Below are 21,430 nucleotides of genomic sequence, written 5' to 3'. Positions count from 1 at the left end.
CTGTCCCCCTTTCAGCGGTCTGCCGGTTGCACTTCCACGCGCAATGCCAGCAGGGTGATGTCATCGGACTGCGCGGCGCCATCGACGAAGCGCGTCACCACGTCGAGAATGCCGGTGCAAAGCGCCGCGGCACTGGCGTCGGTGTCGGCTGCGGTGATGGCCCGTTCCAGTCGATCGCCGCCAAATGCCTGCAGGTCCCCGTCAAAGGCTTCGGTGATGCCATCGGTATACGCGAGCAACGCCTCGCCGGGCGTGAGCCGGCCGTGCCACTCGGGGTAGCTGGCCACCGGCTCGAACCCCAGCGGCGGCCCCGCCTCGAATTCCACCCATTCAGCCTGGCCGTCGGCGCGGCGCAGCAGGGCCGGCTCATGGCCCGCACTGGCCAGGACCAGGTGCCCGCTGTCGAGGTCGATCATCCCGAACAGCACGGTGGCGAACATGCAGGTGTCGTTGTGCTCGGCCAGGCGCACCGAGGCCTTTGCCAGCGCCGCGCCCGGGTCCAGGTTGCGACCTGCGGCGACCTCGAGCACCGTCAGGCAGCGGGCCATGAACAGCGCCGCCGGCACGCCCTTGTCGGACACGTCGCCGATGCAGAAGCGCAGCCGCCCCGGCTCGGCCGGGAAAAACCCGTAGAAGTCGCCGCCCACCATCGTGGCCGGGTGCAGCAGTGCGTGCGCCTGCAGGGCGCGTTCGCCGACACGCAACTGCGGCGCTGGCGGCAGCATCGCCTGCTGGATGTCGGCGGCAATGGCCAGCTCGCTGTCCAGGCGCAGGCGAGCGCCGGCCATCTGTTCGATCTCGGCCATCTGCTGCTTGATCGAGCCGCGCGCGCCGTCCAGCGCGTCGGCCAGCAGGCCCACCTCGTCGCGGCGATCGGTGTGCGGCAGCGGCGTGTCGAACTCACCATCGGCAAAGCGCCCCGCCGAGGCGGTCAGCGCGCCCAGCGGCCGCGTGATCGGACGCGCGATCAGCCACAGCAGGCCGATCAACAGCACGATGGCGAACAGGCCGCCGGTCACGATCAGCCGCGCGTTGTGCTGCAGGCCGATCAACGCCTGCGGCTCGTCGATCGACAGCGCGATCGTCCACGCGCGCCGCGGCAAGGGCTCGATCAGGGCGATCCGCGCGCCGCGGATCGACTGGTCGTAATAGCGCGTCAGCAACGGCCGACGCCCGCGCACGGCGCGCAGCATCGGCTCCAGTTCCGGCATCGCGCGCGCGCGATCGTCCAGGGTCTGGCGCAACTCCACCGTGGAGTTGAAGTGCACCACGAACATGCGTTCGGGGCTGAGCAGCACGCGCTCGATCATCGACGCCCGCACCGGCCCCTGCGATTCGGCCGGCGCGCCCAGCAGGCGCCGCAATCGCCGCACCGGCACGTCCAGGCTGACTATGCCCACCGGTGCGGCATCGGCCGGGTCGCCAGGGCGCCGCAGCGGCAGGTTGTAGGTCACGAACATCTCGTTGCCGGTCGCCGCGTTGCGGTAGGGCTCGGACCAGAAGCTTTGCCCCCGCACCACCGTGCGCTGCCACCACGGTTGCACGTGGTAGTCGTAGTCGGGGCCGTGCATCGCCTGCCGGTGGTAGCCGGTGCCCTCGTTGCGCAGGTAGCCGTCGTAGCCCGCCGCGTCCGGCCCGAACACGCCGGGCTCGATGATCAGCATCGCGCCCACCACGTCGCCGTCGCCGTCGACGGTGGAGCGCAGAAGCGCCTCGAGGTTGCTGCGGCTCGGATCGACGCTCAGCGCATTGGCGGCCAGCGTGGCCGCACTGGTTTCCACCGAGGTCAGCATCGCGTTCAGCGACATCGCCGTCTGCGCGGCCAGTGAGCGAAGTTCCTCGCGGGTCTGTTCCAGCAGCAGCGCGCGCGTGCTCTGGTACACCATCCCCGTGCCGCCCAGCAGCACCACCACGCAGGCCAATCCCAGCCACAGCAACAGGCGGGTGCGCAGGCTGTGGTACCAGGGCACGTGATGGCGAACGGGAGCGGGCGGCGAAGGGTCCGCGGCGACGGTTGCACCAGAAGCGTCGTGCACGATCACGGCCATGCGTCAGCCCTGCCCGGTATGCCTGTCCCGCCGCAACATCCCGTCTGCCGGCCCCCACCTGGCAGGGCATCAAACGCAGCATCCTGCCGGCCATTGCAGGGTGTCAAGCGACCGTCGCCGACCACGGGCTAGAATGTTCGCTCTACCAACGACACAGGCAATGCCGCGGGCCGCACAGGCGGGCCGGCGGCCGGAGCAGATATGAACCGGACGTACGAAAGCCCGATCAACACCCTGCTGCAGACCGACCCGGACCCAGCCGAAACCCGCGAGTGGGTGGAATCCGTCCAGGCCGTGATCGAGCGCGAAGGCGCCCAGCGCGCCCACCAGCTGCTCGAAGGCATGGTCGAGGTCACCCGTCGCGCCGGCGCGCACCTGCCGTTCCAGCCCACCACTGAATACATCAACACCATCCCCACGCACCTGGAGGCCAAGAGCCCGGGTGACGCGGCGATGGAATGGCGCATCCGCTCGCTGATCCGCTGGAACGCGATGGCGATGGTGGTCCGCGCCAACCGCAAGCCCGGCGACCTGGGCGGCCACATCGCCAGCTTCGCCTCGGCGGCCACCCTGTACGACGTCGGCTTCAACCACTTCTGGCGTGGCCCCGAGGGCGACCACCCCGGCGATCTCATCGGCGTGCAGGGCCACAGCTCGCCGGGCATCTACGCGCGTTCCTTCCTCGAAGGCCGCATCAGCGAGTCCCAGCTCGACCACTTCCGCATGGAGGTCGACGGCCGCGGCATCAGCTCCTACCCGCACCCGTGGCTGATGCCCGACTACTGGCAGGTGCCCACCGTGTCGATGGGCCTTGGCCCCATCGCCGCCATCTACCAGGCCCGCAACTGGAAGTACCTCGAAGGCCGTGGGCTGATGCCCAAGACCGACCGCAAGGTCTGGGCCTTCCTGGGCGACGGCGAGACCGACGAGCCCGAATCGCTCGGCGCCATCTCAGTTGCCGGCCGCGAAGGCCTCGACAACCTGGTCTTCGTCATCAACTGCAACCTGCAGCGCCTGGACGGCCCGGTGCGCGGCAACGGCAAGATCATCCAGGAGCTCGAAGGCCAGTTTCGTGGCGCCGGCTGGAACGTCATCAAGACCGTCTGGGGCAGCTACTGGGATCCGCTGCTGGCCCGCGACACCTCCGGCAGGCTGCGCCAGCTGATGATGGAAACCGTCGACGGCGAGTACCAGAACTGCAAGGCCTTCGGCGGCAAGTACACGCGCGACAACTTCTTCGGCAAGTACCCGGAAACCGCCGCGCTGGTGGCCAACCTGTCCGACGACGACATCTGGCGCCTCAACCGCGGTGGCCACGATCCGCACAAGGTCTACGCTGCCTACCACGAGGCCAGCCGCGCCGACGGCATGCCCACCGTCATCCTGGCCAAGACGGTGAAGGGTTACGGCATGGGTGCCTCGGGCGAGTCGCTCAACCCGACCCACGGCACCAAGAAGATGGACGACGACGCCGTGCGCGGCTTCCGCGACCGCTTCAACATCCCGGTGACCGACGCCCAGCTGGCCGACAGCGCCGTGCCGTTCTACCACCCGGGCAAGGACTCGCCGGAAGTCGAATACCTGCACGAGCGTCGCAAGGCCCTCGGCGGCTTCCTGCCGCAGCGTCGCCGCAAGTCCACCCAGTCGCTGGAAGTGCCCGCGCTGGAAACCTACGAGCGCCTGCTCAAGACCACCGGTGATCGCGAGATCAGCACCACCATGGCCTTCGTGCAGATGCTCAACATCACCCTGCGCGACAAGCAGGTTGGCCCGCGCTGCGTGCCCATCGTGGCCGACGAAGCCCGCACCTTCGGCATGGAAGGCCTGTTCCGCCAGATCGGCATCTACTCGCCGCACGGCCAGAAGTACAAGCCGGTCGACCGCGACCAGCTGATGTACTACCGCGAGGACACCGCCGGGCAAGTGCTGGAGGAAGGCATCACCGAAGCCGGCGCGTTCTCGTCGTGGCTTGCCGCCGCGACCAGCTACAGCACCAACGACCTGCAGATGCTGCCGTTCTACATCTACTACTCGATGTTCGGCTTCCAGCGCATCGGCGACAGCGCCTGGCAGGCGGCGGACATGCGCGCGCGTGGCTTCCTGCTGGGCGCCACCGCCGGCCGCACCACGCTCAACGGCGAGGGTCTACAACACGAAGACGGCCACGGCATGGTCCAGGCCGGCCTGATCCCCAACTGCCGCAGCTACGACCCCACCTTCAGCTACGAAGTGGTCACGATCATGCAGCGCGGCATGCAGCGCATGCTGGCCGAGCAGCAGGACGAGTACTACTACGTCACCCTGATGAACGAGAACTACACCCACCCCGACATGCCCGAGGGCAGCGCCGAGGGCATCATCAAGGGCATGTACCTGCTCAAGGATGCCGGCAAGGCGAAGAAGGGCGAGCTGCGCGTGCAGTTGCTGGGCAGCGGCACCATCCTGCGCGAAGCCATTGCCGCAGCCGAGTTGCTGGACAAGGACTTCGGGGTCACCGCCGACATCTGGTCCTGCCCCAGCTTCAACGAGCTGGCCCGTGACGGCGTCGACGCCATCCGCCACAACCGCCTGCACCCCGAAGCCAAGGACCTGCGCAAGCCCTACGTCACCGAACTGCTGGAAGGTCGCCTGGGCCCCGCCATCGCCGCCACCGACTACATCCGCGTCTACGCCGACCAGATCCGCGAATTCGTCCCGATGCGCTACAGCGTCCTGGGCACCGACGGCTTCGGCCGCTCCGACACCCGCGCCAACCTGCGCCGCCACTTCGAAGTGGACCGCTTCCACATCGCCCACGCCGCCATCGCCGCACTGGCAGCAGAAGGCAAGATGACCGGCAAGGACGTGGCCCGAGCGATCAAGCAATACAAGATCGACAGCGAGAAGCCGAATCCGATTGGGGTTTGAGAGGTCCTGAGATGGCCCTTGCCTTCACACGGCAAGGGTCGCAGGTTCTACCCTGCACCGCCCACCAAATGACCCTTTGAACTGCAAGGGAGACTCGACAAGCCGGCCTAGCGCCGGCTTTTTCGTGACGCCAAGGTGACAGCTAATCGGCGCATCATCTGCGCTGCCAAATCTTGACCATTGCCAACAGTGATCCGAACTGCTAGAGCAGTACGGCTGACAAGGGGGGCGCCATGCAGGAAGCAAGGTCAACTGTCACCGGTCAACCAACCACCGCGTGGGATTTTTCCCGCTTGCCAGCTGACGCAATTGCCGCGCAACGCGGACAGTTCACATGCCTAGGCTGCGGTGGCTCCGTGCATTTCAGGCGAGCCAGTAGCAACGGCCATGACGCCTGTTTCGTAGGTCGCCCGCACGCGCCCGACTGTGAACTAGCAGTGCGTGGCGAAGGCCCGTGGGGCCGTGAAGGCGATGAAGTCGTGCAACGCTGGCAGGCCGACCGCCAGCGCATTAGGTTGGCACTAGCAGCCGATGCAGACGAACCCGGCCAGGGTGGTAATGGAGCCGCACGCGAGCAACGTGGCGGCGGTAGGCATGTGGGCGGCGGCGAGCCTGTTGGAACCACGATCCAACGCGGCCCCAAAAGATTGCTGAATCTGCTGGTGACATCACAAGTGTTCCGCACAAGCCCTGTTGAAATGCTTCTGCCCAATGGAACCGCATTGCCGGCAAATCGCTTCTTTGTTGCGTTCGACAGCGCCAATCCAGAACTCCACGCAGGCCACTACCACGGCTTTTGGGGAATACCTGTCCGCTCCGCGCCGTGGGGCGCGGATGGGTCTGTCTACTTGAACACGTCGGCAGACCGTAGCCGTGACCGCATCGCGATCAATGTTCCGCACGAACTCGTCCAGCGTGTGCGAGACAGGTTCCGCATTGACGGAATGCGTGAACTTGTCAGCAAGTACATCCTCGTTTTCGGAACGCCTCACATCACCATGAGCGGGCAGTTCACTTTGTACGTGCAAGACCCGGCGCACATGGCAGTGCTTGATCCTGCTGACGTTATTGGGGAGCCAACGTGACCGTGGACTTGCGGGCTCATCCGAAAGCGTTGCATCGAGCATCATTGCTATGGCCGAGTAAGAAAGAGACCCTGACAGCACCTTGGCAGGCTACCGTGGCCTTTGCCCATCTTGGCCGTGGAAAGCTTGTTCAGAGGCTGCTGTCCGAAATTTCCGAACAGCTGCCCCAGGATGCTTCGGGGAGAGTCACGCAGGGGAAACCTAAGGCAAGCAAACATAAGTGTTGAAGACTACGTAACCACTCAGCGCTAGGCTGGCCAACCAACGGAGGGGTCATGGAAACGAAGAAGGCTGCAACAAAGCGTGTTAACTCATTCGCACCGAAGAAGTTCGAAGAGCACCACATTGTTGATTCAGATGGAAAGGTTGTAGGACATGTACGCGTCAAGCCGAGCGGTATTTTGTGGTCCCCAAAGAACGGGAAGGACTGGTACGGGTTGTCCCTGAGCGATTTTGGTGACTATGCCGTCAAGAACGGCAAGAAGCAGTCCAAGTAGGTCGGTCAATCAAACGGAGGCAATTAAGCCTAGCCAATTGCCTCCGTCCTCTTTAGCTCTCCTCAGAGGGAGCGAGCATCGACGACCAGGTGGTGTTGGAAGAGTTGCGGCCAGCGCAAAAGGCCGCCTTCGATTTTCGGTTCGAAAGTTGGTAATCCGCGAAGCCAGCCGTAAGTCACGATGACAATTTGGTTGAGTGCGTGGCGTTCACAACAATTGGAGGTCTTCCAGGAAGAATTGCGGGTTACTTCTTCGACGGCCCGCTTAGCATTCTGCTTGGCTGCCGCTCCTCCTCTTCCTCAGCATCGCGTTTACGGCTGTCTATTCATTAAGACATGCGCAGAGTGTTGCGGATGCAAGGCAGGCTTACTCCGATAAGGCGGGGCAAGCCGATAAGCCAAAGCAAACAGCATGGGCAACCGGCGACGTGCAGGGGCATAGGCTGCGGAGGGAGGGTTTCAATCGGTGGTCAGAAGCATCGGGCACCCGACTCGCGCGTTCGAACCAGCGCATTATGCCTTCGGTCAACGCGCCCTACGGGCTAAGTGGACTAGAGGGTTTTCTGCATAGCCTCAACCAGCGTTTGTAGCTCGGCGAGCTCCGGATCACCAAGGATGTCGACTGAGCCCAATGTGGCTTCTCGAACGCTGCGACGGGCTCGCCCGATCCGGGAGATCATCGGGGGCAGGATTGTGTTCGCAAACAGCGCGTAGTCACGAAGATCAGAGTAGCTAGAAGGAATCTTGTAACCCTTAGAGCAGCTTGCAATGATCACGTCGAGATCGCGCAGCTTGGCGACGACGCTTGAGCGGAATTTATGCTCGCTAATGGGCTCGCCGATGCGGCGGGCGACTTCTTTTCTGAGGGCGCCGGTACGAATGTACTCATTGGCGCCGCCCCAAGAATGGCTCGAAAGCAGGGACTCCAGAAATGTGAGGCGAGCGATCTCCTCCTTGTCATTGCCTGCATGCGACTGTAGATAGTTCTCAACTAGTCGAACGCATAGTCTGCGGATTAGCTCGTCATGCTCTGTCGCTTCGGGAGGGCTGCCATGTAGCGGCTCCGATCCTTCTGGCCAGAGCCGAAGTGAAACGCGGTCCCTTAGGGCAGAGAGAAGCTCATCGGCACGACCTGAGAGTTTCGAGGAGTCGTAAATTCGTGCCAGGCTACCAGCGTAGATGTCGGCGACCTGCAGCAGCACTTCAGAGGCGCTGTCAACCTGATCAAATGCTGATTTTTGGAAGAGATCGCTACTGGTTCGCTTGGATAGGTAGTTCTTGAGTTCCTGTTGGAACTCTGGTGATCCGTGCATGTCCGCGGTGACGACCAGAGTGTCCGTGTAACGAGAAAGACGCTCGAACATCTGCCTCGCAAAGTATTTGATAAAACTCTTCTTGAACTGTAGGCCAGAGTCGCGGTCTATCCGTTCCTTCTGGGCGCAGAGGGCGACAACAAAGCAGTCCAGGTTGGAAAGGTTCTGCAAGATCGAGAGCCGCCGACCATCGTTGGCTCCAACTGCGCTGGACTTCATCTCGCCGGACTGAAAGTTCCTTGCTCTCAAATGTTCCGCGAAATCCCGCGAACGCTCGAGTGATTCTTCCCAGATGCAGACTGCGGTTACGACATAGGCCCGCGACACCCCCGGCTTTCCCGTGTCGAGATGAGGGTCACCGTATTCATCGATAAAGGCATGCAATGGCTGCATCTGACTTCTCGATCTCAAGTGGCTAGGACGTAGAGTCAGGCCCAAAAACGGGGTCAGTGTGCCTTTTCAACACTTGGTAGTTGAATACGAAACTGGGGTCAGAGGGCCATTCTCAGAATGACGCTCTGCCCCGGCTTTTGCCTCACACCAACCGATCCGGGTCCTTGATGTACGTCCCTGAGAACTCCACTCGGATGCCGGCGATGTCGGCTTTCAGCTTGCCGATGTCCACGGTGTCGGCGTCGCCTGGGCTTACCTTCGGTGTCGAGACTATCCAGTCGGTGTACAGCGTGGGCTCGCTGTACGACGTGCGGAACTCTTCGGCAATGGCCGCGCGCACGCGCACCGTGTCTGCGTGGTCCGCGGGCGTGGCTGCGAGGTCGTAGCGGAACGTCAGGTCCACCGGTGCGCCATGGAAGTGGAAGGCCTTGGGCGTCCTGTCGACCAGGCGCCGATCGTCGTACGCACCGCTGGTGCGGACGGTGAACTCGATCGCTCCGCGGCTGGGCCGCTTGCCGGGGGCCCATTCCACCCAGACGTGGATCTCCGTGACGCGCACGCGGCTGGCCAGGCCCCAGCCCGACAGCGGGCTGCGATCGGGGGTCAGGCGCAGCCCGATGCGCTGGCCTTCGAGCACGGCATCGCGCTCCGTGGCCGTGAGCACGTACGTCGCGCGGCGGTACTCCTGCGGGGCTGGCTTGAAACTGTCGAGTGCGCGCGCCTGCATCTTCCGCAGATCGCCGACGGCCTTGAGGTCCTCGGCCAGATCGGCGATGCCGCGGTAGTTGTCTCGGGCCACCGCCGAGTCGTCCAAAGCCCAGTAGCGCCAGGCGGCGTCGAACTGGCTCAACACCACCAGCAACGAGCGCTGCACCGCGCGGTAGTTGCCCCACAGCAGCATCATGGCGTGGGCGGACATGACCTCGTTCTGCTTCAGCGCGTCGATCTCGCGCGCGACGGCCTCGTGCTGGCGCGCGGCAATCTCCGTCTGCAAGCGGCTGCGCGCGATCTCCTGGATCAGCGGCGGCAGTGCCGCTTGCGCCGTGGTCAACGCGCGGCCGTAGATCACCAGGATCTTGAGTTCCTTCAGGTACTCCACTGCGCCGCCGATGCCCTCCTTGATCGCCGGGGCCAGCTGCGTTTCCACCTCGACCCACAGCTGGTCCCAGTACGCACCGGCCGAAGGCGCGCCCTTGGCATCGTCGGACATCGATTCGCGGCTGATCGCGGACAGGTCGTTGGCGAATTTGCCCGCATCGGCAATCTTGTCGGCAGCGGCCACGATGGCCAGGCACATCTTGACGATCTTCTCGATTGCCTGGCCGACCTTGACCAGCTTCTTCATGATCTCGGCGAGCTTGGCCGCGGTGCTCGCCACGTCCGCCGCCGCTTTGGCCGCATCGGCCGCGCCGGCGCCATTGCCCCCGAACATCGAGCCCACGCCGGCCACGAACGAGAACACCGCGCCGGCGATCGCCCATGCCGCTTCGCGCTCCTTCGCTTCGCGCCACGCGTCCAGGCCGGCCTTGAAAGCGACCTCGGCACGGCGCACGTTCTTGTTCTGCGGCTCGATCGCGTCTTGCGCGCGTTTGACGTTGGCGGTCGCCAGACGCAGGTTCTCGGTGAGCTGGGCGGCGACCAGCTTCTGGAACGCACCGGCATCGCCTTTCTCGCCCAGTACGCGGCGCGCCGCTTCCTTGCGTGCGCCGAGTTCGACGTTGCGGTCGGCCAATCGCGCGTAGCTGCCGGCGTAGGCTTGCAGGGCAGGGAGGTGATCGCGCGCCACATCGCCATAGAACGACGCGCTCAGGTACGGCACCTGGCCCGCGTCGAAGCGCACCGGCTGCAGCAACTCGCGCAGGTTCGTGCAGGGCAGCGCCAACGCCTGCCACGTGGGCTCGTCGGGCCGCAATGCCAGCAGTTCCTGCAGGCGTCCGAGCAGTTCGAGGGCGCGCTCGCCCTGGCCGCCCTGCGCGCCCAGCCACTGAGCGGCGAACAGCATGCGTTCGAGCAGCGTCAGGCAGACCTGCATCGGCATCAGGGAGAAGTCCATCGGCAGCATCTGGAATGGCGGCTGCTTGACCTCGTAGAGACCGTCGTACTCGTGCCACGCCCCGAGCACCTGGGGCGTCAGCGGATCCGGCAGATAGCCGGTCTGCGAAATCGAACGCGGGCTGCCGTCGCGATCCTGCCACTCGACTCGGCGCGTCAGTTGCGACCGGAAGCTTGCGGGCTCGACCTGCCGCACGTAGAAGCCCACCAGGCAACCCAAGTCGTTGGTCTGCTTGAAGTGCAACGTCGCGTTGGTTTGCAGCCGGCGGGCGATGATCACCACGCTGTCTTGCTGCACCAGGTCGATGGTCCCCGGCGCGTCGTATCGCGCATCCACGGTATCGGCAAACACCAGCAGCCGGTGCCGGCCGTGGCCCTTGTCGGCCTCATCGTCCGCGCGACGAAGCACGTCGACCAGTTTCACGTGCATGCCGATCACGACCTGCCACCACTGGCCCGGCTGGACCCAACGTTCGAGCGGTCCACCCGGACCGGCCCGGTCGATGATCGCGTCCCAATCGGGAGCGTCCTTCTCCGAATCGCCGACCTGCAGCACCGATGTCGTCGGCGTCGAAAGAATCGTTTCCATGCGCACTGCCCCCTGTGTGGTCCTTCGCCAGGCACCCAGTAACGCAGCAAAAGCAAACAAAGAGCAAATAGCTTGCCTCTGAGAACAGGGGACAGAGTGCACTTCTTCTCACTCGGGCGGCGGACAAATCGCACATGGCGTGTCATAGCTGACTTCTGTATCTCCCGCCTGCGCCAGCACGCGTTTGATATACGCCTGTCGATTGCGCATCAGTACCTCGCGCTTGGCGCCGTAGGTCACCGCCAAGTCGTAGAGGACGTCAGCGCTCTCGATTGGGCCGCCGGCGAGGTTCAGCGTGGCCCAGTCGTGCAGCAGGTTGGCCACGACCGGGTCGCGTGGCTTCACAAAGCCGGTTCGTTCCGACAACTGGTACGACAGTGCACGATGGACATCCCATGGCCTGGCCGGCTTGCCGGTGTTTCCTGTCGGCATGCTGCCCGGCAGCGAAGGCACGAGGACCTTCTCGAAGACGAGGCCGGTGATGGAATGGTGGTCAAAGTAGGTTGGATCCATGGAGGCCGCGATCTTCGCCTCGAGGATGCGCGCGTGCAGCCACTCCGTACCCCAGTGCTCTTCGGTATTGCGACGCATGCCGATACGGATCCAGCGCAGCGCCGTCGCATCGTGCCCTGACAGTTCCAGCGCCGTTCCGAGGTTGGCCGCGGCTTCCGGGTGCCCGGGATAGCGACGCTCGATGGTCAGGAACAACTGGATCGCCTTCGTGTATTGACCTTGATAGAGCAACAGGATGCCCAGATCCGTTAGCGTCTCGAGATCCGGCTTGCTACGGGATCTCGCGACGATCTCGTTTGCACGACCCAGCCAATAGCGGGCTTTGTCGGGGTTGTTGATGGTTCCCGCCAACTCTTTGCCCGTTTGCCAGCCCGCATCGAATCGACGCCCGTCATGGTCGGTGCCGATCGCATTGACGCAGCCCATTGCAGGCGTGAAGCAAAGGAGCAACGCCGCTCCGAACAACCATTTCAGTGACATGAAGTTGATCCTCACGAAGTGCTCAGGTAAGCGTTTCAGCTATTCGCAGCCGATGCCATCCCCATCCCGATCCAAGTGCCGCCCATGCCCGGGATCGCCACGCCGTAGCGGCGCCGCGTAAGACAACGGGCGGCAGCACAGCGGGGATGGCCGGAACCAACTAAAGGGGGCGGAGGCCATTAAGGCAGACCAATTGCCTCCGTCCCCAATTTGCCCAATTCTCCCCCTCTCGCTGGAGGCACGACCATGAAGATCCACGACTCCATTGCCCTGGTCACTGGCTCGTCCGGCACGGCGAAGCCATCGCGCAGCGGCTCGCCGCCGCGGGCTACAAGGTCTACGGCACCAGCCGACGCGGTCGTGCTGCAAGCGGCGACCCCCGCGCAATCGGAACTACGCTATACGGCCGGGCCACTCGCCAATCGCATGCGCTTGCGCTTGCTGCGCAGGGTTGCACCGGCGCGCCTGGTGGACACTGGGACTCGTAGGGATCTGCGGCTGGAGAAGCTGTCATGAAAGCCTTCATCGTCGACCGCTACAAACGCGGCAGCGCATTGCGCCTCGGCGAGATGCCGGAACCTGACGTGCGCGACCACGATGTCCTTGTCGAAATACACGCGTCGAGCCTGAATCAACTCGACGCCAAGATCCGCGATGGCGAGTTCAAGCTGATCCTGCCATATCGCTTGCCGCTGATCCTGGGCAATGACGTGGCCGGCGTCGTGGTGCGGGTCGGATCCAAGGTGCGCGGGTTCAAACCCGGCGACGAAGTGTATGCACGGCCCAGCCAGGACCGGATCGGCACGTTCGCCGAACGCATCGCGATGCACGAAGACGACGTCGCCTTGAAGCCCGCGAACCTCAGCATGGAAGAGGCCGCCGCCATCCCACTGGTGGGCTTGACCGCGTGGCAGGTCCTGATCGATCGCGCCCAGCTGAAGAAGGGACAAAAAGTCCTGATCCACGCGGGCTCCGGCGGCGTGGGGACGTTCGCCATCCAGTTGGCGAAGCACCTGGGCGCAATGGTGGCGACGACGACCAGCACGGAGAACGTCGCGCTGGTCAAAAGCCTCGGCGCCGATGTCGTCGTCGACTACAAGCAGGAGGATTTCGCGAAAGTCCTCTCTGGCTACGACGTGGTGCTGAACAGCCTGGGCAAGGACACGTTGGAAAAATCCCTCGCGGTGCTGAAGCCCGGCGGGAAACTGATCTCCATCTCCGGTCCGCCGGATGTGGCGTTCGCGAAAGAAGGCGGATTGAACTGGATGCTGCAGCAAGTCATGCGCTTGTTGAGCGTCGGTATCCGCAAGAAGGCCAGGCAGCACGGCATCGGCTATTCCTTCCTCTTCATGCGGGCCAATGGCGCGCAATTGAGCCAGATCACGGCGCTCATCGAATCCGGCGTCGTGCGGCCGGTCGTGGATCGGAGCTTCCCGTTCGGGGCGACCAACGAAGCGATGGACTACCTGGCGAAGGGCCGCGCGAAGGGCAAGGTCGTGATCAAGGTGAGGTGAGCAAATGAACGCGCACCGCAAACAGGGGGCAGAGTCGACTTGCTTCTAAGTCAGCAACAGGGGTCAGAGTGCATTTTCGTCCTGGTCCCTGCGCCTAACCCAGTTGTGCTGCCGATCCCGCAGTTGTTCCCAGCCGTTCGCAAGCTTTCGCATTGCGGCTCCACCCATGCAAGCCAAGCCCGTGCGCTTGGCTTCAGTCCGCGTAGGGTGCAACAAGCGGAGCGCATTGCGCCGCATTGTTATCCGGCGTGGCATTGTTATCCGGCGTGGCATCCCATTCGGCGCATTACGCCTTCGGCCAATGCGCCCTACGAGGCCTTGGCGAGCAGGGCCATGTACCGCGTGATCGGCAACGACTCCAACTCCGCGGGCTCGGCCGCCAAGGCCAACAGCCGATCGACGTGGGCCGCCGGCAAGCGGGCGCGCATGGCCGCTTCGAACTTGGCCATCAGCACCGGGATGCCTTCGGCGCGGCGTTTGCGGTGTCCGATCGGGTAGTCGACCGCGACCCGCTCGGTCGCGGTGCCGTCGGTGAAGAACACCTGCACCGCATTGCCGATGTAGCGCTTGTCGGGATTGTAGTAGTCGGCGGTGAACCGCGGGTTTTCGCGCACCGCCATCTTCGCGCGCAGCGCGTCGATGCGCGGATCGCTGGCCACCGCGTCGGCGTAATCGTCGGCGGTGAGGCGGCCGAAGATCAAGGGCACGGCAACCATGTACTGCAGGCAGTGGTCGCGGTCGGCGTAGTTCGCGAGCGGGCCGGTCTTGTCGATGATGCGCACACCGGCTTGCTGGGTTTCCAGCTCGATGCGCTCGATCCGGTCGAGCCGGTCCTTGACCTGCGCGTGCAGCCGCATCGCGCACTCCACCGCGGTCTGGGCGTGGAACTCGGCCGGGAAGCTGATCTTGAACAGGATGTTCTCCATCACGTAGCTGCCGAACGGCCGCTCGAACTCGAACGGTTTGCCCTGGAAGGCGACGTCGTAGAAGCCCCAGGTCGGCACGCTCAGCGCGCTGGGATAACCGACGACACCCTTCATGGCGTTGAGCGCGTGGATGACGGCGCGGCGGCAGGCGTCGCCCGCGGCCCAGCTCTTGCGCGGGCCCGTGTTGGGCGCGTGGCGGTAGGTGCGCAGCACGCCGTTGTCGATCCAGCTGTGCGACACGGCGGCGATCACCTCGTCCTTGCCGCCACCGAGCATGCGCGTGGCGACCGCGCTTGACGCCAGGCGCACGAGGATCACGTGGTCGAGACCGACGCGGTTGAACGAATTCTTCAGCGCGTAACAGCCCTGGATCTCGTGCGCCTTGATCGCATGGCCCAGCACGTCTTTCACGGTCAGCGCCTGGCCGCCTTCGCGTTCGGCCATGCGGCCCAGGTAGTCGGCGACCGCGAGGAGGGCGCCGAGGTTGTCCGACGGGTGCCCCCACTCCGCGGCGAGCCAGGTGTCGTTGAAGTCGAGCCAGCGGATCTGCACGCCGATGTTGTAGGCGGCCTGCGCCGGATCGAGCTCAAACGCGGTGAACGGCACGCGCGCGCCGCCCTTCAGCTCCGCACCCGGCACCAGCGGGCCCAGGTGCTGCACGCACTGCGCGTGGTCCATCGCAAGCGCGGCGCAGGCCAGCGAATCCAGCAGCATGTAGCGGGCGGTGTCGAAGGCCTCTTGCGAGTCGATCCGGTAATCGACGACGTAGTCGGCGATGTCCACCATCGGCGCATCCGGTGGGGGGCGGATGGCGGAGCGGCTGTCGAAGTGACTCATGGACGCTTCCCCACGGACGGAACGGGAGCGACCAGTGTGGCGCGGAGCGCCGTGAGGGCGCGGCAAAGGAACGCATCGGTGCGGCGAATCAAAGGGGACGGAGGCAACTAAGCCGGCCAGGAGTGACCTGTCCGGATCCGGCGCCGAGCTTGACGCGCGGGAACATTGGGGACGGAGGGTATTAGCAATCCGCTCCGTCCCCTTCTTGCCCTTCTTGCCGACATGTTGGTGTAACCGACGACCAGAAGAGAGCCTCGCCGCGTTTCGTCGCGGTATTCACGGCTTGGTCGGGTCCCCGCGCGGGTTCGTCGCAGGCGGATTGCCTTGGGTCTCCAGGGATCGCACCGTGTGGCGGTCCATCCCCGTGCGGCGCGCCCAGCCGCGGAGAACCCTTATGAAGACGCTCATTGCGATCGTTGCCTGGTGCCTTCTCTTCGTCCTGTGCTGGCCACTCGCATTGTTGGCCTTGGTGCTGTGGCCCGTGGTGTGGCTGCTCGCCCTGCCGTTTCGCCTGGTCGGTATCACGTTCTCGGCACTGTTCGCATTTCTACAGGCGCTGCTGCTTCTTCCTGCACGCCTTCTTGGAGGGCGCTCCGGACCTCAGTACGCGAACCGCGCAACAGCATGATGGTTCCTGTGAGCGCCAACGCCACACTCGGGCACGGCACGTTCTACGGCGACTATCGCGAGCGGCGCCAGGTCGGTGACCTGGCGATCGCCGACTTGCGGCCGACCGTGCCGGAACACGACGTCGAAACCCATACGCACGACGACGCGCACTTTCTGCTGCTGCTCGACGGCCTCTACCTGAGTAGCGCGAAAGGCATGCCCGCGGTGTGCAACACGCGGGCGCTGGTGTTGAATCCGCCGGGGACGAAGCACCGCGACTGCTTCCGCGGACTCGACGGCCGCTTCTTCACCCTGTCCATTCCGGCGCACCTCTGGCGATCGGCGGCCGACCAGCGCGCGTTGCCCGAACATGCCCTGCAACTGTCGCCGTCCGGCCTGGTCCAGGCCACCGGGCTCTGGCGCGAGCTCCGCGGCTGGGACAGCGCGTCGCCGCTGGTGATCGAAGACGGTGTCGAGGCGCTGCTCGATGCCGCCACGCTGATGCAGCGAGTGATGCATCGCGACGGCCCGGCCTGGCTCGAACGCGCGCGCGAACAGTTGGAAGACGACTGGGAGCACACACCGCGACTGTCCGCGCTGGCGTGCAACGCGGATGTCCATCCCGTCTATTTTTCGCGGGCGTTCCGTCGCCGATTCGGATGCTCGCCCGGCGAGTACCTGCGGCACTGCCGGATGGAGCGGGCGATCGGCCTTCTACACGACCCGCACATGGGCCTGGCCCAGGTCGCAGTCGCATGCGGCTTCGTCGACCAGAGCCACTTCACTCACGCGTTCCGACGCCATTACCGCTGCACGCCGGCGCAGTACCGCGCGCTGGCCTGACGCGCCTGCAGCAGGTTCAGGACATACAAGGCACGGCGCGATGCGCTTGCTACGGTTCACGCATTCCCTATCGGAGCTTTCCATGTGCATTAAAACGGTTGTGTTCGCGGCGTGCTTGTTGGCAGCGCCGCTGGTGGCACCGGCTGCCACCGCGGAGGCGCCATTCGACAACGTGACCCGCGCGGTGGAGGGCGGTGAGTTCAAGCAGATCACCAGCGTCCTGATCGCCCGCGACGGCCAGCTCGTCTACGAACACTACTTCGACGACGGCGGCGCCGAGGCACGCCGCAACACCCGCTCGTCCACCAAGACCGTTGCCGGGATGCTGGTGGGCCTGGCCATCGCCGACGGCAAGCTGCCCAACGCGCAGGCTCCCCTGTTGCCGTACCTGCACTACGACAAGCCCATCGAGAACGACGATCCACGCAAGGCGAAGATCACGTTCGAAGATGTGATGACCATGTCCTCGTTGGTGGAATGCCACGACGAGAACCAGTACTCGCGCGGCAACGAAGAGCGCATGTACCTGGTCGAGGACTGGGTGAAGTTCTACGTCGACCTGCCGATCCAGGGCTTCCCGGCCTGGATGCCGACCCCGGCGCAGTCGCCGCATGGACGCAACTTCCGTTACTGCACTGCGGGCGTCACCGCGTTGGGCGCGGCCATCCAGGGCGCCGTCGGCGAGCGCCTCGATGCCTATGCGCAACGCCGGCTGTTCGCGCCGTTGGGCATCGACAATCCGGAATGGCAGTTCTCACCGCTGGGCCTGCCGCAGGCAGGCGGTGGCCTGGGCCTGCGCAGCCGCGACCTGCTGGCCCTGGGTCAGCTGCAGCTCAATGGCGGCAAGTACAACGGCCAGACCGTGTTGCCCAGCGCCTGGGTGCAGGCCTCGACCACCGCGCAGGCCCACGTCGACGACGGCGTCGACTACGGCTACCTGTGGTGGCTGATGCAGTTCCCGGTGGGCGACAAGGTCTGGAAGTCGTACGCGATGAACGGCACCGGCGGCAACACCGTGCAGGTGTTCCCCGCCGAGCGCGTGGTCGTGGTGATCACCACCACCAACTACAACGTGCAGCAACCGCACCGCCTGACGATCAAGTTGTTGACGGATCAGATCCTGCCGAACATTCCGCAGGGCTGACCAGGAGCAGACCTCGTAGGGCGCAAACCGAAGGGCATTGCGCCGGATTCATTCACGTAGAGGTTGGGTCTCAATGACGCCATCCGGCGCATTACGCCTTTGGCTAATGCGCCCTACGCGTTCTACGCTTCAACGCAAGGTGCGGGCCGGTTCCAGTGGCGCGCCGTACGTCGTTGCCAGCTCGTCGAGCAGTCCTTGCAAGTCCTTGTCCGAGTACCAGGTGCCGTTCGCCATCACGCCGAGCGGCTTTCGCAAGGTGGAGAGATCATCGAGCGGGTTTCCGGCGGAAAGGATCAGATCCGCGCGCTTGCCTTCGGTAACGGTGCCAAAGGTGTCGGCCTGCGGCATCGCGCGATGGATCATCTCGCCGGGCGTATGCGTCGCTGAGGAAAGCACCTCGTAGCGCGTTAGGCCGGCGTCTTCCAGCGCGCGCATGTCCTCGTGGACCGCATAGCCAGGCGCAAGGCCGGGGATCGTGGGTGCATCGGTGCCAAGGATCAAAGGCACGCCGGCATCGCTCATTGCTTTGGTGAAGCGCTTGAGGAAGTCGAGGGTCGGAGTGATGTTGCCCACCCGCGCTGCATAACCGGCCTGCTTCCAGTCGATGCGCTGACTGGGCGAGAGATACTGCGCTTCGGGCTGACGCAGGTAGCCATCGACGACGTCGGGTTGGCCCCACTGCCGCGCGATCGTCGCGTAGGTGTTCAGGTCAGCGGTGACAAAGGCCTTGTTGCGCCGGATCACATCGATCGCGGCCGGAATGCGGGCCGGATCGGGTGCATGCTCGGGTTCGCCCGGCCGCGAGAAGAACGTGTAAAGGAACTCCTCCGTGTGCGCGACCATGAGCTGACCGGCATCGAGTTGACGCTCCAGGCCCACGCCGGTGACACCGTGTCCGACGATCGGCAGGCCAAGGCGGCGCCCTTCGGCGATCAGCTCCTGGAAACATTCCGGCGAAAGGTTGTTGTAGATCTTGATGAACTCGTAGCCGTTGGTCTTTGCGAGGCGAACGATCCAGCGCGCCTCGTCCGGCGTCGTTACGGTGAAATGCCCATAGCGCGGCGAACCATCGACCAGGAAGGCGGCATAGACATGAGGGCCAGGTTTCGCCCCTCGATTGATCGCGGGTCTCACCTTGGCCATGAACTCGTTCGACGCCTCGCCCAGATTGAGCACTGACGTGACACCGTTCGCGAGATACAGCCGCATGTCTTCGGCCGTGTGCGCGTGCGTGTGCATGTCGGCCAGGCCGGGAGAGAGAAACGCGGTGCCGTGCCCGTCGATGACACGAGCATCCTTCGGTACCGCAACCGATGGTCCAATCGCCGTGATCCGACCGTTCTCCACCAGGACCGTCTGATGCGTCAGCACGCGTTCCCGGTCCATCGGCACGACGTTCACGTCGACAAAGGCCGTGCGCGTGACCGGTACCGGCTGTGCCGCGGCGGGCATCACGCCGAGGAGCAGTAGGCAGCACCACAATTTTCGGCGATGGGGAACTGGTAGAACATGTTTTGCGATCGCGGCGAATGTCATCAGGCAAGGTCCTGGGTCAAGTGCGCAGCGGAGCCGCAGCGCGTGTCGTAACAACGGGGAGTTTGTAGCGCGCAACAACACGGTTCGATGCCGGCGCGACCCGTTGGGTTTAAATCTGGGTCGCGGCCGAAACGGCCCTCACCAAGGCCCGCGAGCGCCGGAGCTGCCGCCCTGTGGTCGATGGTCTGGCACATGCCATCCGGTATCGCGTCGCTCGTCCCACTGATGGGATTGGCTTTCCCTGATTGCGTTCCTTGTTACCGCGTGGACGGACGCTACTAAGAGTCCGACGTTTCGCCACTCAAGGAAGGCTCATGAACCAACCATCTCTCACGCCGGACCAGATCACGATTCTCGGGCCGGTGGACAGCGCCGCGCTCGAAGCAAGAGAGGTCATCCGCAAGTTCCACGAGGCCTTCGATGGTCACGACGCCCACGCCATGGAAGACCTCGTGGCGGAGGACTGCATCATCGAGAACACCGGCCCTGCACCAGACGGCGCTCGTCTCGTTGGAAGAGCCGCGTGCCTGGCGAACTGGCAAGCGATTGCGCGCTCGACGGGAACCCGGTTCGTGCGCGAAGAGGTGTTCGTCGTCGGCGAGCGGGTCGTCATCCGATGGCGGTATTGCTGGGGTGACGACGACGCCAGCTCCATCCGTGGCCTCAATCTGATGCGCGTGCAAGGCGGACGCATCGTCGAGGCGATGGGTTACGTGAAGGCATAACAGACAACGCAGGGGCGGAGCACATCTCGTGCCCGGTCCTTGTCACGACATCTTCCAGTGAGCGATTGCGGCGCGGCCGCACTCCTTCGATGAAAAGGACTTGCAATGAACGATCTCCATCGCACGTCGGTAGTAGCGCTTTCCAACCCCGCAGGTCTCTACGACCCCGCGCCGAACGGGTACTCGCACGTGGCCATCGTCGACGGCGCACGGCGCTGGATCCTGATAGCGGGCCAAGGTGGCGAGACCGTTGACGGGCGCCTAGCGGAGGATTTTAGGTCGCAAGTGCGGCAGGCGTTCGCCAATCTGCACACGGCGCTGGCGTCGGCGGGAGCACGTGCCACCGACGTCGCCAAACTGACGGTGCTAGTGGTGGACCACAGCCTGGAGCGGTTGCAGGTGTTCGGCAGTGAGCTGGAGACGGCCTTCGGCCCGCACAAGCCGGCCTGCACGTTGATCCCGGTCCCGCGTCTGGCCTTGGACGGGATGTTGTTCGAGATCGAGGCGCTGGCGGCGCTGGGCGAGTAGTTTCATCCGACGCATTACGCCTGCGGCTAATGCGCCCTACGGAAGCTCCCACGGTTGGAGTGCCTTCTTGTAGGGCGCAATAGCCGAAGGGCATTGCGCCGAATTTGCTTGCGAGGAGGCTGGATCTTCGTCGCGCGTTTCATCCGGCGCATTACGCCTTCGGCTAATGCGCCCTACGAGTTTTGGCTACTTGTCCGGATGTGTCACTCACATCCGACGCCATCCCCGTCCCGATCCAGGTGCGCGGCATAACCTGGATCACCGCGCCGCACGGGAGCCGCACCCGCAGCACGAGCAGCGCTGCAGTTGGCGTAGTAAGTGGAGTCGTTCTGGCCGCGCGTGAGCCGGTTGCCGTTTGCAGGCGCAGGCGGCGGTCGGGCTGGGGGTCCGCGATGGCAGTGGTAGCCGCCATTCTTCCGGTCGTTGTGACAACCCGCGGCGTTCAGGCCGCCGCCATGTGCGGCTGCGGTGCCGCTCGCCAGAATCAACACTCCGAAAACTGCGATGCGGAGCTTCGCCAGCATTGGACACCCCCATGTCCCGTGCGCGCGCCGACCCTACCACTGCATGAAACTGCGTGGATGAACGCGGAGGCAAAGAAGAGCCAGCTGCGTCCCATTACTCCGAATGGCAGACGTAGGGCGCGATACCAAAGCGCATTGCGCCGGATTGTTCAGGCCCAGGGTGGGTCTCCGTAGCGCGCCCCATCCGGCGCATTACGCCTGCGGCTAATGCGCCCTACGGAAGCTCCCACGGTTGGAGTGCCTTCTTGTAGATACCGTCTTGGCCGTCAACTGCCGGGCAAGTAGTTTGGATCGAACGGCCGGCCGGATTTCACCACGCCAAAGATCAGGTGCAACAGCTTGCGCATGGCGGCGCCGATCTGCTGCAT

The 21,430-nt window shown here is 64.4% G+C and carries 18 protein-coding genes and 1 tRNA gene; 11 read left to right on the top strand and 8 right to left on the bottom strand.

Going from position 1 to position 21,430, the window contains the following annotated elements; genetic code table 11:
- Positions 1-11: 11 nt before the first annotated feature.
- Positions 12-1,970 (bottom strand): SpoIIE family protein phosphatase, encoded by a 1,959-nt coding sequence (locus tag EER27_RS12870; protein WP_190285790.1) that lies wholly within the window; start codon positions 1,968-1,970, stop codon positions 12-14.
- A 279-nt stretch (positions 1,971-2,249) separates the two neighbouring features.
- On the opposite strand from EER27_RS12870, the gene aceE reads away from it, so the two are divergent.
- The 4 genes from aceE (at position 2,250) to EER27_RS16960 (ending at position 6,537) form a co-directional block, all read left to right on the top strand.
- The gene (gene aceE, locus EER27_RS12865) at positions 2,250-4,955 is read left to right on the top strand and encodes a pyruvate dehydrogenase (acetyl-transferring), homodimeric type (RefSeq protein WP_123088533.1); all 2,706 of its coding nucleotides are present in this window, start codon (positions 2,250-2,252) and stop codon (positions 4,953-4,955) included.
- Positions 4,948-5,022 (top strand) — tRNA-OTHER (locus EER27_RS16990). Before aceE ends, EER27_RS16990 begins: the two co-directional genes overlap by 8 nt.
- A 412-nt stretch (positions 5,023-5,434) precedes the next feature.
- Positions 5,435-6,040 carry a hypothetical protein gene (locus tag EER27_RS16965; RefSeq protein WP_148041027.1) on the top strand — a complete coding sequence of 202 codons (606 nt, stop codon included), beginning with the start codon at positions 5,435-5,437 and terminating at the stop codon, positions 6,038-6,040.
- A 275-nt stretch (positions 6,041-6,315) separates the two neighbouring features.
- Complete coding sequence (locus tag EER27_RS16960; protein WP_148041026.1) at positions 6,316-6,537, top strand: hypothetical protein; 222 nt, start codon at positions 6,316-6,318, stop codon at positions 6,535-6,537.
- Between the two features lie 550 nt (positions 6,538-7,087).
- Here the strand turns inward: EER27_RS16960 and EER27_RS12860 are convergent.
- The 4 genes from EER27_RS12860 to EER27_RS17630 all read right to left on the bottom strand — a co-directional run bounded on the left by EER27_RS12860 (position 7,088) and on the right by EER27_RS17630 (position 12,056).
- On the bottom strand, positions 7,088-8,242 hold the full coding sequence (locus EER27_RS12860; RefSeq protein WP_123088532.1) for a DUF3800 domain-containing protein: 1,155 nt from the start codon (positions 8,240-8,242) through the stop codon (positions 7,088-7,090).
- Positions 8,243-8,384: 142 nt separating this feature from the next.
- Complete coding sequence (locus EER27_RS12855; protein WP_123088531.1) at positions 8,385-10,883, bottom strand: hypothetical protein; 2,499 nt, start codon at positions 10,881-10,883, stop codon at positions 8,385-8,387.
- Positions 10,884-10,991: 108 nt separating this feature from the next.
- Positions 10,992-11,876 carry a tetratricopeptide repeat protein gene (locus tag EER27_RS12850; protein WP_148041025.1) on the bottom strand — a complete coding sequence of 295 codons (885 nt, stop codon included), beginning with the start codon at positions 11,874-11,876 and terminating at the stop codon, positions 10,992-10,994.
- A gap of 39 nt (positions 11,877-11,915) precedes the next feature.
- Positions 11,916-12,056: an excalibur calcium-binding domain-containing protein gene (locus tag EER27_RS17630; protein WP_123088529.1), complete on the bottom strand. Its 141-nt coding sequence runs from the start codon at positions 12,054-12,056 to the stop codon at positions 11,916-11,918.
- 66 nt (positions 12,057-12,122) lie between these two features.
- On the opposite strand from EER27_RS17630, the gene EER27_RS17365 reads away from it, so the two are divergent.
- A complete protein-coding gene (locus EER27_RS17365; protein ID WP_223807325.1) occupies positions 12,123-12,392 on the top strand; it encodes a hypothetical protein in 270 nt (89 codons plus the stop codon).
- On the top strand, positions 12,389-13,390 hold the full coding sequence (locus tag EER27_RS12835) for an NADP-dependent oxidoreductase (RefSeq protein ID WP_123088528.1): 1,002 nt from the start codon (positions 12,389-12,391) through the stop codon (positions 13,388-13,390). The genes EER27_RS17365 and EER27_RS12835 overlap by 4 nt, the downstream gene beginning before the upstream one ends.
- 308 nt (positions 13,391-13,698) lie before the next feature.
- Here the strand turns inward: EER27_RS12835 and EER27_RS12830 are convergent, their stop codons facing one another.
- Complete coding sequence (locus tag EER27_RS12830; protein ID WP_123088527.1) at positions 13,699-15,153, bottom strand: bifunctional 2-methylcitrate dehydratase/aconitate hydratase; 1,455 nt, start codon at positions 15,151-15,153, stop codon at positions 13,699-13,701.
- A gap of 394 nt (positions 15,154-15,547) precedes the next feature.
- Here EER27_RS12830 and EER27_RS12825 point away from each other — a divergent pair, with 394 nt between their 5' ends.
- The 3 genes from EER27_RS12825 (at position 15,548) to EER27_RS12815 (ending at position 17,749) form a co-directional block, all read left to right on the top strand.
- A complete protein-coding gene (locus EER27_RS12825; RefSeq protein ID WP_123088526.1) occupies positions 15,548-15,781 on the top strand; it encodes a hypothetical protein in 234 nt (77 codons plus the stop codon).
- A gap of 8 nt (positions 15,782-15,789) precedes the next feature.
- On the top strand, positions 15,790-16,605 hold the full coding sequence (locus EER27_RS12820; protein WP_123088525.1) for a helix-turn-helix transcriptional regulator: 816 nt from the start codon (positions 15,790-15,792) through the stop codon (positions 16,603-16,605).
- An 82-nt stretch (positions 16,606-16,687) separates the two neighbouring features.
- A complete protein-coding gene (locus tag EER27_RS12815; protein WP_123088524.1) occupies positions 16,688-17,749 on the top strand; it encodes a serine hydrolase domain-containing protein in 1,062 nt (353 codons plus the stop codon).
- Positions 17,750-17,878: 129 nt separating this feature from the next.
- On the opposite strand, the gene EER27_RS12810 is transcribed toward EER27_RS12815, so the two are convergent.
- Entirely contained in the window at positions 17,879-19,285 is a 1,407-nt protein-coding gene (locus EER27_RS12810) for an amidohydrolase family protein (RefSeq protein WP_123088523.1), read from the bottom strand.
- A 314-nt stretch (positions 19,286-19,599) separates the two neighbouring features.
- Between EER27_RS12810 and EER27_RS12805 the strand changes: the two genes are divergently transcribed.
- Positions 19,600-20,010, top strand: coding sequence for a nuclear transport factor 2 family protein (locus EER27_RS12805; protein WP_123088522.1), 411 nt, complete (start codon positions 19,600-19,602; stop codon positions 20,008-20,010).
- Positions 20,011-20,115: 105 nt separating this feature from the next.
- Positions 20,116-20,538 (top strand): RidA family protein, encoded by a 423-nt coding sequence (locus tag EER27_RS12800; protein WP_123088521.1) that lies wholly within the window; start codon positions 20,116-20,118, stop codon positions 20,536-20,538.
- Positions 20,539-20,741: 203 nt separating this feature from the next.
- On the opposite strand, the gene EER27_RS17515 is transcribed toward EER27_RS12800, so the two are convergent.
- On the bottom strand, positions 20,742-21,062 hold the full coding sequence (locus EER27_RS17515; RefSeq protein ID WP_123088520.1) for an excalibur calcium-binding domain-containing protein: 321 nt from the start codon (positions 21,060-21,062) through the stop codon (positions 20,742-20,744).
- Positions 21,063-21,430: the final 368 nt, after the last annotated feature.

The sequence above is a fragment of the Montanilutibacter psychrotolerans genome, assembly GCF_003719825.1.
GTDB lineage: Bacteria > Pseudomonadota > Gammaproteobacteria > Xanthomonadales > Xanthomonadaceae > Montanilutibacter > Montanilutibacter psychrotolerans.
Note: the sequence above shows the minus strand (reverse complement) of the source record. Positions and strands in the feature narration are given on the sequence as shown.